This is a genomic window from Bacteroides caecicola, from assembly GCF_023337095.1.
GTDB lineage: Bacteria > Bacteroidota > Bacteroidia > Bacteroidales > Bacteroidaceae > Phocaeicola > Phocaeicola gallinarum.
The window spans coordinates 203931-221734 of the sequence record NZ_JAMBLM010000001.1 but is presented as its reverse complement, the minus strand read 5'-3'; the positions used below and the strand labels follow the sequence as shown (position 1 = coordinate 221734).

Sequence of the window (17804 nt, the reverse complement as noted above, 5' to 3'; positions counted from 1 at the left end):
CAGATATAAATTACTATTTACTTGTTTTCAGTCCGCTCCGCTTGCTGCGGTTATAGCTGCGGTAATCGTCAAGTTCGATTTCCACATCGGGTTCTTGCAACACTCCTTCGTGCGGCAGGCGGAACTTAATGTATTTGATATTCAAGCCACGGTCAAGCCACTGTTGTTCGTAATAAGTACGGATACTCAGAATGTCATCGTCCATGCCCGAATGATAAAGGTCATCGGTAATAAACTCTACCGGCAGGCGGTTCGCCTCAATCATGTATTTGGTATAGGTAAACATGAAATTACTGTCGGTCTTCAGGTGAATCACCCCGCCGGGTACAAGGAAACGGCGGTAACGCTCCATGAAATAAGTAGAGGTAAGCCGCTTGGTAGCCTTCTTCATCTGCGGGTCGGAGAACGTGAGCCAAATCTCGCTTACCTCGCCCGGCGCGAAAAAACGGTCGATAATCTCGATGTTCGTACGCAGAAAAGCGGCGTTCTTCAATCCCTCGTTCAAGGCTTCGGTAGCCCCCGTCCACATACGCGCCCCTTTGATGTCTACTCCGATAAAGTTCTTGTCGGCATAGCGGCGCGCCAATCCCACGGTGTACTCCCCTCTTCCGCATCCTAACTCCAGCACAATCGGATTATCGTTTTTAAAGAAATCCCTGTTCCAGTTTCCTTTCATATCGAACGGAACATCATCAACCACCGAATACGGATACTCAAACACATGCGGATATGAAGCCATATCTGCAAACTTTGCTAATTTACCTTTTCCCATTATCTTTTAATTGTTTGCGGACAAAATTACAGATTTTCGGCGGAACGGACAAAAACGAGTTTACAATCTTTACAAACAGCAGGGTGCGTTACTACTCTTTTCTACGTCTAAACTACTCATCGCTTAACAAATATTTAAGCGCTTGTGCCTGCGGACTATCCCCCTCGGTATCGCAACTACTGATTAAAGTTTGGAGCAAATGCAAATAAAAAAGCGAGGCCGGCAAACGAATTGCCGACCCCGCGAGCTTTCCTAATACATCTTATACTCTCTCAATCATCTCCAAATCCTATACTCCCATCCGTAATACTCCACCGAAGAAGTACCACGTAGGTAATCAGTCCGGGATTCTCTTTATCAGGTGAAGAGAACTCTATCCGCATATCGAGTTGCTGCTCTTGCAGCGCACCCACTTCACGAATTTCCTTTCCGGACAGATTCTTTTGCAGAAATTCCCACAGCGAAATGGGTTCCGTCATCGGTGTGCCGTCTGCAGCATATACCCGGACATAGATATTCCGCGTGGTCTGCTCAAGCTCGGCTTCGGGATTTCGCCCGTCTTCACCATGCCCGTTTCGGCGGAAGAAAGAAAGTTCGGCAACATAAGTTCCCGTATCCGGGTTCCATCGCAATACAGGCCGATACTCGTTCGTTCCGCTACCCGTGGGATTTCCATTGGTATCCATACCGGGAACAGCCCCCGACAGTTCGATGTAATAAGGCATCTGATCCGGATTCTTCGGTCCGGGCAATCCTTTTACTCCTATACGCAGCTCGGTGTGTGCACTTTTCATTTCCACAGTCTCTTCCACTACCGGACGGAAATACTCCTCACTCGAAGTTACCTCGAAAGTATGCTTCCCGAAATAATTGCGGTCGTTTGTCTGCTTCTCGCTATTCGGATTATACATCGAGATACGTTCAAGGTCGACGGGAGTGAGGATATTCTCAAGCGACGTATTGTCAAAGTCATTACCGAAAGCCACGGCATGATAAGTTCCGTCAGGCAAGTCCAATTCCAATGGTGTGCCGGCTCTTATCTCTTGTTCTGTCAGATGAGCTTTGGCCACCAGTTTGCCCTTCCCGTCGAAAATATAGACATCAATGCCATACAGGTAGTCCTGAATAACATTCTCTTCTCCGTCGGCATAATATATAAACCGAAGTATCACGTTGTCGCAGTCTGCCGCCTTATCGTCATATACGCAACTTGTGACAGACACCGTCAGAAGAAGTCCAATAACGACCGGAAGGTACTTTGTCCATAGCTCAAAGATAAATTTGTTCATTGTGCGGTTTCGGCTTGTTTTTATCAGCTTTATGAAAAATCACTTATCAGGACTTGGTGCACTTATTCTGCAAAGTGCGCCTCTCCATCTACTATCGACCACTTCAATACCCTCACATAGGCGATCAGTCCGACTTTCTGAGGACCGTCTACATCCGTACCGATATGTTTCTTTGTATCAATCGTCATTCCTGTAAAACGATAAATATAGCCGGGTTCGAATTTATCAATCTTTTTTCCGTCAGCAATGTTGACATATTTGGTTACCACGGCAAAGACCTGATGTCCTACCTCTTTACCTTCGGGAAGTATGTGGTTGTCTTCGTCTTCATTAGACGACGCTTCGTCCCAATTCTTGGCATAAGCAGCATCGTAGAACACAAAAGTCAGATTGGGAACCCATCGGCTGACTTTATCCGCATCCTTCGAATAGCGTGCCTGTACGTCGGCATCCCATTTCTTATAGCTTTCATCCGTTTCTTTGTAATTGGGGAAGATGTTAAAGGTATATGCTTTGCCCTTATCTTGCTGAGTACTTGCCCATTCACTCTTGTTCTCATCCCAATACGGAATATAACCCGGGAGGTTCGGTTCATTGAATGATATTTTCAATCCGTCGGCACCATACGTTTCAGCATTGCTGAATGTGTATTGTGCATTGTTCTTCAGGTTGTAAGACGAATCTTTCGTTCCATTTTCTCCTGTTTCGTATTTATACTCATAGGATTTATTCACATATATCGGCGTTGCGGCTTTCACCTTTCCGGGGTCAACCGAGTTGTTTCCGCTCTCCTCTGTCCATCCATCGTAATGCACCGGCACTTCCCGTCCCTCTTCAAGCAACAAGTTATTCAGAAATATTCCTTTCAGAGTAAGGTTGGTATAAGTTAAATAGAAATCACCATCGCAATGACTTGCCAATCCGGTATATTCAGGACTCCCCTCTTCCTTTCTTGATATTACTTCGGCTTCGTAGTCACTACCGCAATCATAGTTTTTAAAACTTATATCACTAAATTCCAAACGCGCCATGCGGTGTTCCGGACTTAGCACCACAGTTATCTTTGAACCGTCAGTACTTATTTTAGAGAAATCAGTAGTTTCGGCGTAAAGGGGTTCAGCATAGCCGGAAGTAACACGCTCAGCGGTCAGCACCATAGGTGCAGCTTTTCCGTCATTGATAGACACGGTGAGTTTCTTGGGATCAATAACATCCTCGAATACTACTCCCTCTTTTCCGTTAATCTGGCCAGTTAACGCATCTGCATCAGCAACCGTAGAGCCTAAGGGTAATTTCGCTTTGTCCGCCTCACCGTTTTGCAACGTTATCGTGCGTTCACGTCCCCCGTCTTTGTCAATTAATGTAAACTCTACTTTATTGTACGTTACTTCCATAACATTCTCACCTTTATCTCCGGGGGTCTTATCTGTTAAGACATCGCCACGTGAAGCACCGCTCATCGGATTACCGAAATATACCATCATCCGGGTTCCTGCACCCGATAGGCTATTATCGTCTTGGAGCTGCACTTCATTCTTCTGACATGCACCCAGCAGCAGTGTCGCCACTCCTAATGTGATAAATTTGCTTGATTTCAATTTCATAATTGTTTTTTTAAGTTTGTATTTAATTGGCTTATGTAACAATCTGTTTGCGCCGCTACTGCCTACGTATCTGTAAGCCTGCTCCGGATAACGCGGCACTGCGCGAACCTCCGGATGAAACCGGTTCAACTCCCTCCAGCAGATTTTTTGCCACATCTACCGTAACTGTTCCAAAACGATAGATACATCCCGGCTCGAACATATCAATCAGTTCGCCATTACTTTCGGTATACTTAGTCACCACGGCGTAAAGCAACTGCTCTTTTCCGGTATCCTTCCGTCTGGCATTGAACACAAGAGTTAAAGAAGGTACCCAGCGGCTTACGGTACCACTTTTTTGTTTCCACCGTTCCACTACTTCCGTGTTCCATCCGTCGGAAGTCTGTGCATAAGTGGGAAAGATATTAAATGCAAAACCTTTTGAGTCGGGCAAAACAACGGGCGTTTCGGGTGTACCACCCGGCATAGACAAACCGGTTAGCAATCTTTCGTTCCACTCGTCAAAATGCAAGGGAACTGCTGCCTGCTCAGCCGGCAAGACGTTATTCAGAAACGCTCCCTGCAAGACCACATCGGTATAAGACGAATTTGCACCTTCTATTTTCACTCCGGCAAATTCAAGTCGCGCCATGCGGTGTTGCGGCGTTATTACCAATACACATACAGGATGTCCGTCTCTTTCTGCGGTATAAGTAAAATGGGTGACTTCGGCATAAAGAGGTACGGCAAGTTCTGCATTTACCAGTTCGGGAGTGAGCTTCATGAACTCGTCTGTCCCTCCATTGATGGATACACTCAACTTTTGGGGATTATCCACCTCTGTAATCCTAAATCCTTTACCCATACCCGAATTCCAACCATCGAGCAATTCCTCAAGCGAGAGGTTATCCGGAGGTGTCAGCTCATCAGATGACGGGAGCGTACCTTCTGTGGTAGAAAAGGTACGGACTCCGTGTGCATCGGTCAACTCTATGCTAATCTGACGGTATTCTATGGAAATGTCTTCGCCGTCGGACATGCGCGTGAAAGTTCCGGACATTGGGTCTGCATGTTCCACACCCGTGAAACAGATTATCAAGTCCGCCCCCGATATCGCAGGCTCAGGGGTGTTTCTGTCACTGCAAGCCGCCACAGACAAAACAGCCCATGCCGCCATGACCATACGTATGCAATATTGTACGCTGTTATACTTCATCGGGTATGTGATATCCATTCGTTCAGTAACTGCAAGTTTGTACGCGCTTCTGAAGCACCTGCTGCAGCCGCTTTTTCAAACCACAAACCTGCTTCTTCATACCGTTTGGCATGGATAAGCGCAACGCCAACGATATTCTGCAAAGATGCCGTATGCGCCCTGCCGTCGAGCAACGACAAGACCTCAAGCGGATCTCCGGCTTGCAGGTATGCCACAGCAAGATTCTGTAAAGCTATATCATCCGAAGGATAAAGGCGAACAGCGGTCTGTAATGCCTGAATCCTTTCCGGAGAGTTTTCGGGATAACTCATTGCCACACGATAGATTTCGGCGGCGCTCAAACGCTCCGGCTGTTTTAAGAGCTGTACCCTTGCTTCCTCAACCGTAAACGGACGCACAGCAAAACGAATGATATAATCGTTATGGCGCAGATACGGATAATGCTTGCGGTAAAGCGTTTCATAAATGGTAGCAGGACGCAGCTCCTTCAACTTCTGTTCGCGTAGGTCAAGATTATCCGGATATTTGCTGATAACATCCAGTATCTGTTCGCGTCCGGGCAGTAAGGTATCTTTCTCGACAGCCTCGCGTAGCTCGTCCCAGTCTTCGTTAGGCCAAGAGGCAAACCACTTTTGAGAAGGCACTTGGGGGAAACGTTTCTTCATGTAGTTGACAAGGCTTGTAGACCGATTACGTGCCAAACGTTCATTATAGGCTACGGTAGCTTCGGGCGAAGTATATCCTGCCACTTCGATACTGACAATGTTCAAATCGGGATTAGAAGCCACCTCGTCAATCTTCGCGCGTGCTTCTTCCAGCTTTTTGTAATTGTCTTTGTAGGCTGGGTCAATATCATATTTGTCAAGGCGGAACTGGAATCGCCCACGGAAAGTAATGGAGCGCATTTTCAGTTCTTCTTCTGCCGGCGTAACCAAAGAGGCAAACCGGAATTGAGAAGCATCAGGGGTGCGATAAGGTAATACAGACGGAGCAATGACAGTCGCAGCATATCCGTTCAGACAATTCGCACAGCCCGTCACGCGCTCGCGTACCTCAATGTTTGCACCGTGCATCCAAGCCTCCCACGGTATTTCGGCATGATAATTTAAGGGCATGTATTTCCCTTTATGCCGACGTACCACTTCTCCGTTTCGCGGCGACCAATCTTTAGACAGTTCACGGCGTTCGTTTACCCATCTGCGCACGCGCCCTTCTACAAAAACGTGAGGAAGCTCCGTTTCAGCCGTACCGTCGGCAGCCACCAATACGGGTATGAACTCTGCCTGATTTTGCGTGTTCACCTTCAGTCCGTTAAACTGCCACAGCAAATCTACCGTAACTTTATCATCAACCTTCCTAACCGCCTTTGTTTCTACCGCTACACGGTCAAGATAAGAAACCTGCGCGGCAGCAACCAATGCCGTTACCCATAAAATTCCGGATAATATTATTCTATTTGTCATAGGTATTTCTTATTCTTTAGATAAATCAATTAATGACATAAACCAGTGTCAGGGCCGCCTTTGTAGGGCCCAGATAGTTCTTGTGTCCCCTATCCGTCCGCTTGGGACATTGCGAGCAACGATAGGTTTTGTAGTCCGTATAAACGTACCCCACTCCGATTTCCGCCTCGAAATTCCAGCGTTTGTTAAGCACCCACTGGTAACCGTAGCCCACACCCGCTCCGGCAAACCAGCCTTCGTAACGGTTCTTACGGAGTCCCGGATAAAGCCCGAAGGGTAAATGCACCTTTGCCATATTATATTGTCCTCCCAGTGCGTGCATTGCCAGAAAGTGACCGTTGAAACGCTCACAGAACCAGTAACGTGCCTCCGGTTGCACCATCCAGTGTTTCCATTTGCGACATCCGCAACTACTCATGTTCCATCCGTTGTAGTTACCCGATACGTCAAGCGTCCATTTAGGGCTAAGTCCTGTTTCAAATCCGGCATTGAGGGTTGCCGTAGCATCATAAAGCAAATTGGTTTTCACAGCCAGCTTCTGAGCTGACAAAGAGGATGTCAGCATTAAAATAACTCCCGGCAATATGAATTTTAAGAAATACTTTTTTATCATATATCAAAATATGTTATTTGAGTGCAAAATTAACATCATCAGCGATTTTATTCATTTTTCTGCAATGCACATCATGCAACAGATAACACATTGATAAACAACAGATAACATATTTATCAAGATGTACAAACATCAAATGGGGATAACACAAAATGGCAGGATTACTGGATTTTCTTTCCACGATAATGGTTTTATCCGGCGTAACAACCATCCACACGGGAGGAGGGAAAGGTTGAAAACGCTACCCGAAAAACAAGCAAACTCTATGGGAAGAATTGAGTAACGCATCCGCATGGAACAACCAACGCTAGCCGAAGCGTTTTTTGGTTCTCTCAGATGTACCCAATGAAAGCTATCCTTATTGAATCACATCAGCCAATTAAAGTTTTGAACAGGCAAACAAAAAGAGAGGTCAGACCGTCTGCCGACGAGTCTGACCTCTCTTGAAAATATACAGAGTAACTGTAAGATTACATCTCGGTTGCAGGTTCTTCTTCTGCCTGCTCTGCCTTCAGCATCTCATAAAAAGCGATGCGGGCGGTTTGGAAATAAGGAGCTACCCAAAAGTATGCCAAACCAAAGGTAATGATACATAAAAGTCCCCATCCGATGAAAGTCAAATCAAGGATAAACAGATCCATTTTATGTCCTTCCATCATGCGCATACTTTTTTCTATCGCCCCGTTGAACTTCAACTGAGGTTCATCTCTCAGAATGTAAGGAGTCAGGGCATAAGAATAACCTTTTATAATACCCGGAATAACGAGCAACAATGTCCACAGAAACAGATAAATAAACATCAGGAACATTGTACCGAATATCCGCCCATAATCCTTAAAGCCCTCGAACAAAGTGCCCAATTCGAGCTTCTCTGCCCCACGAAAGCCGTCAAGCAACAGTATGTAGTATCCGTATACCAACGGATAACCAATCAAAAACGCCAAAGCCGTTCCTATAAAAGGAATGCTGGAAACCCCGGCTGCAATGGCTATATAAATCAATGTAGCCAACGCTGCCATCATCCATTTGCCGTCTAACGACTTACTGGCTTCCTCTCTCAACTCTGAATACTTTTTCCTCATAGTAATATATTTTAAAGTTAAACAATAATGCCTTTACGGTTATTCCACCATCATTACCCATCCGTACGGGTCGGCTTCATCGCCGTACTGGATAGCACGCAGCTTGTGATACAGCTTTTCGCTGATGGGTCCCGGTTTGCCGTCTTTCGCAATGACGTAGGATTTATGGTTCTCCAAATCGTCGATGCGCTCAATGGGGCTGATAACGGCTGCTGTTCCGCAAGCTCCTGCTTCTTCGAAAGTAGACAGTTCTTCTTCCGGAATGGGACGGCGTTCAACTTTCATGCCCATGTCTTCTGCCAACTGCATCAGGCTGCGGTTGGTAATAGACGGAAGGATGGAAGTAGACAACGGTGTAACGTACGTGTTATTCTTGATACCGAAGAAGTTGGCTGCGCCACACTCGTCGATGTATTTCTTCTCTTTGGCATCGAGGTAGAATTCGCAAGAGTAACCCAAGTCGTGAGCTTTCTTATTGGCGCGCAGGCTGGCCGCATAGTTACCGCCTACTTTATAAGTACCTGTTCCGAGCGGAGCGGCACGGTCGAACTCACGGATGATTACGTAAGGATTGGTAGCGAAACCGCCTTTAAAGTACGGGCCTACCGGAGTAACGAAGATAACAAACAGGTATTCGCTCGCCGGATGAACACCTACCTGTGCGCCCGTACCGATGAGCAACGGACGGATGTATAATGAAGCACCGCTTTCGTAAGGCGGAATGAAACGTTCGTTTGCCTTTACCACTTTGCGCACAGCCTCACAGAACAGTTCGGTAGGCAGTTCGGGCATCAGGATTCCGCGGCAAGTGCTTTGCAAGCGTTCTGCATTGGCTTGCGGACGGAATACGCGGATTTTACCGTCTTTGCCGCGATATGCCTTCAAGCCTTCGAATGCCTCCTGACCGTAATGAAGGCAAGTAGCTGCCATGTGAATATTCAAAGTTTCTTCCGAACAAAGTTCCAATTCTCCCCATTTTCCGTCGCGATAATAGCAACGTACGTTATAATCTGTCTTCATATATCCGAACGACAGATTAGCCCAATCAATTTCTTTCATTGTTATATTGTTTTAATAATTTCAGTTCTGCTTACATGTTTGGACAAAAATACGTTTTATCTTTACAAAATCCAACTTTATTTCCATCTTTTTCAGAAGAGCCGATTATTCACTCCTCCGTTATGCTTTGCTTTCTTCCGCCCCTTCGGGCTCCAACATCTTTTTTATTTCCGCATCGGCTTTATAAAGTTTGTCACGGCAGTATTTTATCAGTTTCTGAGCTTCGCGCAGGTTCTCTCCCAGCCGGTCAATATCCAACTCGTTACTTTCGATGCGGTTTACAATTTCTTCCAAACGCTTCATCGCTTCGGTATATGTTTCTTTCTTGGCAGCCATATCTTCTTGTTTTTAAAAGCCTAACACAGACAAAAGTACGTTTTTTCAACCTAAAACAAAACAAATGCGCCCCGAAAGTCGGTAAAAAACTTTCGGGGCGCAAGTATATTAGAGCCTGTTTTAATTTTCCAATAAGTTGTTTTTAAAGCCGAGCAAAATTCAAACAAGCTCTTAACGTAAAACTGCGTTATAGCAATATTACCATATATTCACACGCTTTTCGGGAGCAATGTACATCGAGTCGTCCGGCGTAATATTGAAAGCGTCATACCACGCCTGAATGTGAGGCAACGCTCCGTTTACACGCCATTTGCCCAGTGAGTGAGGGTCGGACTTGGTGTACACGCGAATTTGTTCGTCGCGGATGTTTCCTGCCCACAGTGTAGCGTAAGCAAGGAAGAAACGCTGTTCGGGAGTAAATCCGTCTACCACTCCAAGCGGAGCATCTTTCGTTGCATTCTGGAATGCCAAGAACGCTACGTTCAAACCTCCGTGGTCGGCAAGGTTTTCACCCAACGTCAGTTGTCCATTAGCATACAGTCCCGGAAGCACTTCAATGCCATTAAAGAAGTCGACCATCACTTGCGCACGTTCTTGGAAACGATCGGCGTCACCTTCTGCCCACCAGTCTTTCAAGTTACCTTCTTTATCGAACTGGCGACCCTGATCGTCGAATCCGTGAGTCATCTCATGACCGATAACCACGCCAATCGCTCCGTAGTTGGCTGCATCGTCGGCATCCATGTTGAAGAAAGGAGGCTGAAGAATGGCTGCGGGGAAGCAGATTTCATTTGTAGAAGGATTATAGTAAGCGTTTACGGTTTGCGGAGTCATCAACCATTCTTCACGGTCTACCGGTTTACCCAAACGGCTATACATATCTTTCACATTCCAAGCAGCGGTACGGCATACGTTTGCCCAATAAGAATCTTTTTCCACCTTCAAGTCAGAGTAATCTTTCCATTTGTCCGGATAACCCACTTTTACATGGAAAGCATCCAGCTTTTCGTGTGCTTTCACCTTCGTGCTGTCGCTCATCCATTCCTGTGCGTCGATACGTTCGCCCAAAGCCACCTGCAAGTTGCTTACCAGCTTCACCATACGCTCTTTCGCTGCTGCGGGGAAGTATTTCTCAACGTACATCTGTCCTACCAGTTCACCCAACATGCCGTCAACCGAGTTTACAGCACGTTTCCAGCGCGGCTGATTTACCTGACGTCCGGACAATACCTTTCCGTAGAAATCGAAACGGGCAGCTATGAAATCATCGCTCAGATAGCTTGCGGCAGCGTCCAACAGGTTATACTGCAAATACGCAATGTGTTTCGACAGCGGAAGCGTATTGATAAGTTTATCTACTTCCTTTATCGGTTCGATTTGTTCTACATTCACTTCAGTAACGTTTTCCAGTCCCAAACCTTTCATAAAAGCATCCCAATCAATGCCGGGGAATGTTTTCTTCACCTCATCGTAAGACATCTTATGATAGTTTGCTTCCGGGTTGCGAAGCTGAGCTGCACTAAATGAAACTTTTGCAATGGCTGTTTCTATTTCCATCACATCTGCCATCTTCTGCCGGGCTTCAGTTTCGGAAAATCCTGCCAGTGTAAACAGCTTGGCAATGTAGTTCTTATACTGTTCGCGGATGTTCTGAGTAATGCTGTCATTATCCAAATAATATTCTTTTTCGCCCAAGTTAATGCCGCCCTGTCCCATTTGGAAGATATTCAGCGCACTGTTCTTCGGGTCGGCATATACATAATTTCTGAAATATGTACCGATACCGTCGTAAAGCAACTTGGTCATCATCGGAACAATCTGGCTCTTATCGGTCATTGCAGCAATTTCATCCAGACGAGGTTTTACAGGTTCCACACCCTGCTTGTTCAGCGTTACGCTGTCCATTGCCAAGTTATACAAATCGCCGATTTTCTGAGCGGGTGTTCCCGACTGGTTATTCTGCTGAGCAGCAAGCCCTTCAATCAAATCGCGCAACTGCTTTTGGCTATTTTCAAACAACATGTCGAATGTTCCGTAGCGAGAATATTCGGCTGTAAGCGGATGAGCGTCATTCCACCCACCACAAGCATAACGGAAAAAATCAGTACCGGCAGATACCGTAGTATCCATATTGGCAAGATCAATGCCGGAAGTGCTTTTCGCTTCCTTCTGGCCGGCACAACCTGTCATTGCAGCCAGCGCAACGGCTGCAAGAATTACATAATTCTTTTTATTCATATAGCGTTATTAAAAAAAGTGTTTCTTTATTCTTTTATCTCCTCCAACTCCAGCGACACAGCTTCCCAACGGTCTTCCACCTCCGAAATCTGTTCTTTCAACTGTTGATACTGCTCGTAAAGTTTCATATCTGCCGCACCTTCGGGAGTTGCCATCCGGGTTTCAATTTCGGTTTTCTTACCCTCCAAATCTTCGATTTCTTTTTCACAATCGGCAATCTGTTTCTCTAACTTGCGGATTTTCTTATTCAACTCTTTTTGAGCTTCGTATGAAAGTTTATTCTCGCTTACTGCTGCCGGAACCTCTGTTTTTGCCGTCGAGGGAGACTGGGACAACTGAAGCTCGTCTAAACTTTCCATTTGTTTCTTCTGAAGGAAATCGTAAATGCCACCGAGGTGTTCTTTCACAACTCCTCCGCCAAACTCGTATACTTTGGTCACCAAGCCGTCAAGAAACTCACGGTCGTGGGAAACAACAATCACCGTTCCATCGAAATCGCGAATTGCATCCTTCAACACATCTTTCGAACGCATATCAAGATGATTGGTCGGCTCGTCTAAAATCAAAAAGTTGACCGGCTCAAGCAGAAGTTTAATCATAGCCAACCTACTGCGTTCACCTCCGGAAAGCACTTTAACTTTTTTCTCGGAAGCCTCGCCTCCAAACATAAATGCCCCCAAAATATCGCGTATCTTCAAGCGAATATCTCCTTTCGCCACACGGTCGATGGTATCAAACACGGTCAGGTTTTCATCAAGCAACTGCGCTTGATTCTGAGCGAAATAACCTATCTGAACGTTATGTCCTATCACCAATTTCCCTTCGTAAGGAATTTCGTCCATGATACATTTTACTAATGTAGATTTTCCTTCGCCATTTTTACCTACAAAAGCAACCTTTTCTCCGCGATGAATCGTAAGCGTGACATCATGGAATACCACATGCGAGCCGTATGATTTTTTCACTCCCTCGCATATCAAAGGATAATTACCCGAACGAACGGCAGGGGGAAACTTCAGCCGAAGTGCAGAAGTATCTTCTTCATCAATCTTTATGGGAACAATTTTTGCCAACTGCTTGATGCGGCTCTGCACCTGAACGGCTTTGGTTGCCTTATAACGAAAACGTTCGATAAAGTCTTCGGTCTCTTTAATTTCTTTCTGCTGATTTTCGTAAGCGCGAAGTTGCTGTTCACGGCGTTCTTTGCGAAGTGTCACAAATTCATTGTAAGCTACTTTGTAATCATAGATATGTCCACAAGAAATTTCGATGGTGCGATTGGTCACATTATTGATAAACGCACGGTCGTGACTTACCAACACGACTGCTCCGGGACTCACTTTCAAAAAATTTTCCAACCACTGGATACTTTCAATATCCAAATGGTTAGTAGGCTCATCCAGCAACAGCACATCAGGACGCCGTAACAGAATCTTTGCCAACTCAATACGCATACGCCATCCTCCGCTAAACTCTGATGTGGGACGATCGAAATCGGAACGGTTGAATCCTAAGCCAACAAGTGTTCTTTCTATTTCCGCTTTGTAATTTGTTCCTCCCATCATTAGGAAACGGTCGTTTTCATGCGTAAACTTTTCTATCAGTTCATGATAACTTTCAGAATCATAATCCGTACGGTCTGCCAACTCCTGATTCATCTTATCTAAACGCTCCTGCATCTCAAAGATGTGTTCGAAAGCCATTTCCGCTTCCGCCATCACCGTCCGCGTATCACTAAGAATCATCACCTGAGGCAAATAGCCAATCGTTACCCCGCGCTGTACGGCCACCGTACCTGAGGTGGGACGCTGCAATCCTGCCAAAATCTTCAACATCGTAGATTTACCGGCTCCATTCTTTCCCACCAAAGCGATGCGGTCTTTCTTATTGATAACAAAAGAAACGTCCTCAAAGAGAGGTGTAACGCCAAACTCCACTTTTAATTCTTCTACCGATATCATGCACGTATTTGCTTTACAAAGTGTCGGCAAAGTTACGATTTTATATTAAATAAAAAGACATGAAAAACGAAAAAAACCTTAGAGAGAGGTTGTAAAGAAGAGAATATCGGTGAGATAAGGTAAGCTATACATTAAAAATACAAGCAAAAAAATACCAACAGCCCTTGATTCCTCAAGAACTGTTGGCAATTAATTAAAGGATTATTATGCTTTTTCTGCTTATTGAAGTCCTTCCATCGCTTGTTTTGCAGTAGCGTTTTCCGGATCTATTTCCAAAATCTTAGTCCAATAAACTTTAGATTGTTCGTACTCTTCCTTCAAGAAGTAGTAATAACCCAAATAACTTTCACATTCAATCAACAAAGATTTTGAAGCATTCGGATTTTTTTCCAACTGTGTCAAAGCAGCTTCATAATAAGGCTTAGCCAAACCCAAAGTAGTTTCCGGGTCTAACATTGCATTGGTACGAGCTCTCCAGAAATATCCCAAGTAGTTATCAGGAACACGTTGTGACACTTCTGCAAATATCGTATCGGCTTGTGTCAGATATTCATTCTGCTGTTTCTTAATCATTACCGTATCAACAGGAGCCGCTGCTACTGCAGTAGAATCTGCCGTATTTGTCGGAGCTAAAGCACCTGCTGCCTGATAGTACAAACGACCGAATAAGAATAAGTCGCTAACTTCTTTCTTGTCACCCAGCATATCCATGTATACTTGGTACATACGAATCGCATCAGGATATTTCAGCATCTTTCCGTAGGCATCAGACATTTCTTTTGCCACTTCCGGATGTTCTTTCTTCTCATCAGCCTTCAATGCTTTTTCAAATTCAGCAATAGCCTCGTCGTTATTTCCGTTTGCGAGATACAAACGGGCACGATACAAATAATCCAAATACACAAAATCCGGATTATTCGGATCTTTGAAGAACTCATTAGCAGCCTGCAAACCAGCCGGGTATGACTTTAATTCATACAAACCGTACATCATCAAACGTTTCAACAAATGGTTGTCAGCTTCCATTGCCAAACCTTTTCCAGCCATATCCAATGAATGCTGATAATCTTTATTCAAATAAAGCAACATTGCATAACGTCCGTAATCCTGTACGTTAGGAGTTCCTTTCTGCATGAAATCATCGTATGCGCTCTTAGCCTTGCTGTAATTACCCATCAGATAATAAGCATTAGCCAATTCACGATCGACATTCAATTCTTCCGGATGTCTCTCTTTCAGCTTCATCAACATGTCGACAGAAAGCTGAGGATTCACCCCTGCATACGCACGTGCATATTTATAATAAGCTTCGTAACAATCTTCGTCAAAGAATATTGCCTGTTCATAATTACCACACGCTGCTCCTGCATCTTTACCAGCCAATGCTATATCTCCTAAGAACATATATACAGATGCAGATTTAGAATCAGCTTTACGGGCACGTTCAGCATATTCCTTAGCCATATCTGCATTTCCAGCATCCAAATATGCTTTTCCAATCGATAATAACAAAGGAATATTCTTTTTATTCTTTCCCTTTAACAAACCATCAAATCCTTCTTCAGCACCTTTCGGATTATCCTTAATCATTTTAGCGATTTGGGTTACCTGCTGGTTCAGGTCAGAAGAAAGAGGTTCCTGTCCCCACATTGAAGCAGAGAACAAAAAACAACAACATATAAAACCTAAACTTCTATTCTTCATTATCTATCTCAATTTGTTAAAATTCATCTTTTACATTCACTAAGCGAACAGGCTGAGTTGCTGGTACGATACCGGATTTCAAAATAATACGTTGTCCTTTATCACTCGTCAAGAAAGTCATCAACCCTGTAGGCAATGCCCCACGCGGATCATTAATCAGGATAAATACATCATGTGTCAACGGATAACTTCTTAACGCAAGATAGGCTTGATAAGGCTTGAAACTATTTTCTTTTGTTGCTCTCAACATTTTACTTACAGCCATCACCCTAACAGACTCATTAAAAGAAAGACGGGTCGTATCGGCATCATTCCCTATCCAATTAGCACCAATTACTCCGATTGCCTCCGGTGTTTCAGATACAAATTTTATAACATCTTCATTTGTTTTCAGAGCCTTCAAATCGGAAGCCATCTGTACCCCTCGACAAATCGAATCGATGGCATAATGAATCGTTCCTGAGTTTGGATTATCAAAGACTACTTGCAAATTTCCTAACTCAGACTGTGGATTCAGTTCTTTCCATGTCTTTATTTTCCCTGTCAAGACATTACGAAATTGTTCTACCGTAATCAAAGAATCCGGATTTTCCCGATTGACAATCAAAGCAACGCCACTAACGGCCATACGAATTGATTCGGGAAAGAATTTACGTGCATGAAAAGAGGCTATTTCTTCATCAGTCAAACGCCTGTTAGCAATAACCAGACGCACACTGTCTTTCAACAGGAGATTAATAGCTTCTACTTCACTGCAATAGATAGGAGTTACTACAGCTTCAGGTGTTAACGCCCGATAGACTTGTAATTCTTCTTCCATGATAGGTTTGAAAGACTCATCCACCGCAATCGTTATATTACCCGAATACAAGGTTTCTTCACTACCTTTACTGCTCTTTTTTTGAGCGTCATGACAAGAAGAAGCTAAAAAAACGACAAATAAAGCCAACAAAAGCGCACCTCTCTTCATACACGTATACTTAATTTATTGCAATTTAAATACAATCGGACAAGTGTAATAAACAGGAACGTTACGTCCGTTCTGTTTACCCGGAATCCACTTCGGCAATGATTGAACTACTCGGATTGCTTCTTTATCACAATACGGGTCCAAAGAACGCAATACTTGTACATTTTCTACATTACCTTCAGCAGAAACGACAAATCGCAAAATAACACGACCTTGAATACCATTTTCTGCAGCAATAGCAGGATAATGTAAGTTCTTAGCAATGTATTTCAACAACTCTGCCGGTCCGCCCGGGAATTGCGGCATCTGTTCTACCATCGTGTAAGGCTCTTCTTTTTCTTCAGGAGCCTGAGTAATAACTTCTTGCAAATCGGCAATATCCTTACCGTTCAATTCGTCGTTACCTTTTACATCGGCAATAGAAATCTGCACTTTAGATTCAGTCAATTCATCCTGACTCTTCAATTCATCTTCGTCTGCTACTTCTTCATCTTTCTTGATAACCGGAGCAGTAAACTTAATGGTACTCTTCAACTGGGGAGGAGGAGCAATTTGTTCAACCGGCTTTACCAGTTCTTCTTGCTTCACTTCCGGCTCTTCCAATTGAGAAAGTTGAGTAACTTCCGTCATAACCTCTTCTTTTTCAGGAATAGCCATCTTTATCAATCGCGGAAGAGAGAATCCGACAGCTGCGACTACAATCACAATTATGATAGCAGCCAACTGACGTCTACCAAAATCACGACGCATTTTATATGCGCCATACGCTTTATTTTTATCTTTGAAAATGAGTTCACACCATTCCAAAGAAATCAAATCTATTTTTGCCATATTTTTCTTTTTAAGGTGTTACACATTTCAACTTACAGCATTACTACTCAGCTGACCTTTTGAATTATAGTTATCAATCAAGAATTGGTCACCGTCTGTAATATCAACAATCACGTACTTACCGATACTGCAAATCTGCATCTCATCCAATGCATCAATCAGATTCTTGTAAGTAGACTTGTCTGTCGCTTTAATAATAACTGTCGGCGTATTTTTCGCGCTTTTTACTTCAGAAACTTGTTTTTTATACTCTTCTTCAGTAATTTCCAAATTAGCCTTCTTTACTTTCAACTCTTCCACTTTCTTCACAGCATCGTAGTTTTTGCGAAGCAACACCTTACGTATGCCGTCAGCCGTGTAATCAGTTTCTTTCAAAGAAGTATAATCTTCATAATTAGGCTCGCCTTCGTAATAATAAAGCTTATTATTCGCATCGAGCAGTAACGTAAGAGCCTGCGAAGCTTTTACCTTATTCTGCTGATCCTCCGTAATATTTTCATCATTGGTAGGCATACTGATTTCCATCGTCTGAGGCTTGCTCAAAGAGGTACACAGCATAAAGAAAGTAATCAGAAGCATGTTCATGTCCACCATCGGCGTAAAGTCAACGCGGACAGTCATCTTTTTCTGCTTCGAGCCTTTCCCTTTTTTGCCTCCACCATTATCTTGTATTTCAGCCATTTTTAA

15 protein-coding genes are annotated in these 17804 nt (G+C 44.1%); all 15 read right to left on the bottom strand.

Going from position 1 to position 17804, the window contains the following annotated elements; all coding sequences use genetic code 11:
- Nucleotides 1-13: 13 nt before the first annotated feature.
- On the bottom strand, nt 14-772 hold the full coding sequence (trmB, locus tag M3085_RS00825; RefSeq protein ID WP_191710647.1) for a tRNA (guanosine(46)-N7)-methyltransferase TrmB: 759 nt from the start codon (nt 770-772) through the stop codon (nt 14-16).
- A 272-nt stretch (nt 773-1044) separates the two neighbouring features.
- Nucleotides 1045-2061, bottom strand: a complete 1017-nt coding sequence (locus tag M3085_RS00820) for a FimB/Mfa2 family fimbrial subunit (protein WP_249052067.1) — start codon at nt 2059-2061, stop codon at nt 1045-1047.
- A 62-nt stretch (nt 2062-2123) separates the two neighbouring features.
- Nucleotides 2124-3665: a hypothetical protein gene (locus tag M3085_RS00815; protein WP_249052066.1), complete on the bottom strand. Its 1542-nt coding sequence runs from the start codon at nt 3663-3665 to the stop codon at nt 2124-2126.
- A 55-nt stretch (nt 3666-3720) separates the two neighbouring features.
- On the bottom strand, nt 3721-4878 hold the full coding sequence (locus M3085_RS00810) for a hypothetical protein (RefSeq protein WP_249052065.1): 1158 nt from the start codon (nt 4876-4878) through the stop codon (nt 3721-3723).
- A complete protein-coding gene (locus tag M3085_RS00805) occupies nt 4857-6323 on the bottom strand; it encodes a DUF3868 domain-containing protein (protein ID WP_249052064.1) in 1467 nt (488 codons plus the stop codon). The genes M3085_RS00810 and M3085_RS00805 overlap by 22 nt, the downstream gene beginning before the upstream one ends.
- A 25-nt stretch (nt 6324-6348) precedes the next feature.
- Nucleotides 6349-6936 (bottom strand): DUF3575 domain-containing protein, encoded by a 588-nt coding sequence (locus tag M3085_RS00800; RefSeq protein ID WP_191710640.1) that lies wholly within the window; start codon nt 6934-6936, stop codon nt 6349-6351.
- 470 nt (nt 6937-7406) lie between these two features.
- Nucleotides 7407-8018 carry a DUF975 family protein gene (locus M3085_RS00795; RefSeq protein ID WP_249052063.1) on the bottom strand — a complete coding sequence of 204 codons (612 nt, stop codon included), beginning with the start codon at nt 8016-8018 and terminating at the stop codon, nt 7407-7409.
- A 39-nt stretch (nt 8019-8057) separates the two neighbouring features.
- Nucleotides 8058-9077: a branched-chain amino acid aminotransferase gene (locus tag M3085_RS00790; protein WP_191710638.1), complete on the bottom strand. Its 1020-nt coding sequence runs from the start codon at nt 9075-9077 to the stop codon at nt 8058-8060.
- Between the two features lie 120 nt (nt 9078-9197).
- On the bottom strand, nt 9198-9413 hold the full coding sequence (xseB, locus tag M3085_RS00785; protein WP_191710637.1) for an exodeoxyribonuclease VII small subunit: 216 nt from the start codon (nt 9411-9413) through the stop codon (nt 9198-9200).
- 198 nt (nt 9414-9611) lie between these two features.
- Nucleotides 9612-11651, bottom strand: coding sequence for a M13 family metallopeptidase (locus tag M3085_RS00780; protein ID WP_249052062.1), 2040 nt, complete (start codon nt 11649-11651; stop codon nt 9612-9614).
- A gap of 26 nt (nt 11652-11677) precedes the next feature.
- Nucleotides 11678-13612 (bottom strand): ABC-F family ATP-binding cassette domain-containing protein, encoded by a 1935-nt coding sequence (locus M3085_RS00775; RefSeq protein WP_249052061.1) that lies wholly within the window; start codon nt 13610-13612, stop codon nt 11678-11680.
- Between the two features lie 219 nt (nt 13613-13831).
- Nucleotides 13832-15316, bottom strand: coding sequence for a tetratricopeptide repeat protein (locus M3085_RS00770; protein WP_249052060.1), 1485 nt, complete (start codon nt 15314-15316; stop codon nt 13832-13834).
- A 16-nt stretch (nt 15317-15332) separates the two neighbouring features.
- On the bottom strand, nt 15333-16286 hold the full coding sequence (locus tag M3085_RS00765) for a PstS family phosphate ABC transporter substrate-binding protein (RefSeq protein WP_191710633.1): 954 nt from the start codon (nt 16284-16286) through the stop codon (nt 15333-15335).
- Between the two features lie 15 nt (nt 16287-16301).
- The gene (locus M3085_RS00760; RefSeq protein ID WP_191710632.1) at nt 16302-17117 is read right to left on the bottom strand and encodes an energy transducer TonB; all 816 of its coding nucleotides are present in this window, start codon (nt 17115-17117) and stop codon (nt 16302-16304) included.
- Nucleotides 17118-17144: 27 nt separating this feature from the next.
- Nucleotides 17145-17798 carry an ExbD/TolR family protein gene (locus M3085_RS00755; RefSeq protein ID WP_191710631.1) on the bottom strand — a complete coding sequence of 218 codons (654 nt, stop codon included), beginning with the start codon at nt 17796-17798 and terminating at the stop codon, nt 17145-17147.
- Between the last annotated feature and the right edge of the window lie 6 nt (nt 17799-17804).

Coding starts and splice junctions, on each gene's coding strand:
- M3085_RS00805 (WP_249052064.1), bottom strand. CDS start 6,323: ATGACAAATAGAATAATATTATCCGGAATTTTATGGGTAACGGCATTG.
- M3085_RS00775 (WP_249052061.1), bottom strand. CDS start 13,612: ATGATATCGGTAGAAGAATTAAAAGTGGAGTTTGGCGTTACACCTCTC.
- M3085_RS00800 (WP_191710640.1), bottom strand. CDS start 6,936: ATGATAAAAAAGTATTTCTTAAAATTCATATTGCCGGGAGTTATTTTA.
- M3085_RS00780 (WP_249052062.1), bottom strand. CDS start 11,651: ATGAATAAAAAGAATTATGTAATTCTTGCAGCCGTTGCGCTGGCTGCA.
- M3085_RS00755 (WP_191710631.1), bottom strand. CDS start 17,798: ATGGCTGAAATACAAGATAATGGTGGAGGCAAAAAAGGGAAAGGCTCG.
- M3085_RS00820 (WP_249052067.1), bottom strand. CDS start 2,061: ATGAACAAATTTATCTTTGAGCTATGGACAAAGTACCTTCCGGTCGTT.
- M3085_RS00770 (WP_249052060.1), bottom strand. CDS start 15,316: ATGAAGAATAGAAGTTTAGGTTTTATATGTTGTTGTTTTTTGTTCTCT.
- M3085_RS00790 (WP_191710638.1), bottom strand. CDS start 9,077: ATGAAAGAAATTGATTGGGCTAATCTGTCGTTCGGATATATGAAGACA.
- xseB (WP_191710637.1), bottom strand. CDS start 9,413: ATGGCTGCCAAGAAAGAAACATATACCGAAGCGATGAAGCGTTTGGAA.
- M3085_RS00815 (WP_249052066.1), bottom strand. CDS start 3,665: ATGAAATTGAAATCAAGCAAATTTATCACATTAGGAGTGGCGACACTG.
- trmB (WP_191710647.1), bottom strand. CDS start 772: ATGGGAAAAGGTAAATTAGCAAAGTTTGCAGATATGGCTTCATATCCG.
- M3085_RS00810 (WP_249052065.1), bottom strand. CDS start 4,878: ATGGATATCACATACCCGATGAAGTATAACAGCGTACAATATTGCATA.
- M3085_RS00795 (WP_249052063.1), bottom strand. CDS start 8,018: ATGAGGAAAAAGTATTCAGAGTTGAGAGAGGAAGCCAGTAAGTCGTTA.
- M3085_RS00765 (WP_191710633.1), bottom strand. CDS start 16,286: ATGAAGAGAGGTGCGCTTTTGTTGGCTTTATTTGTCGTTTTTTTAGCT.
- M3085_RS00760 (WP_191710632.1), bottom strand. CDS start 17,117: ATGGCAAAAATAGATTTGATTTCTTTGGAATGGTGTGAACTCATTTTC.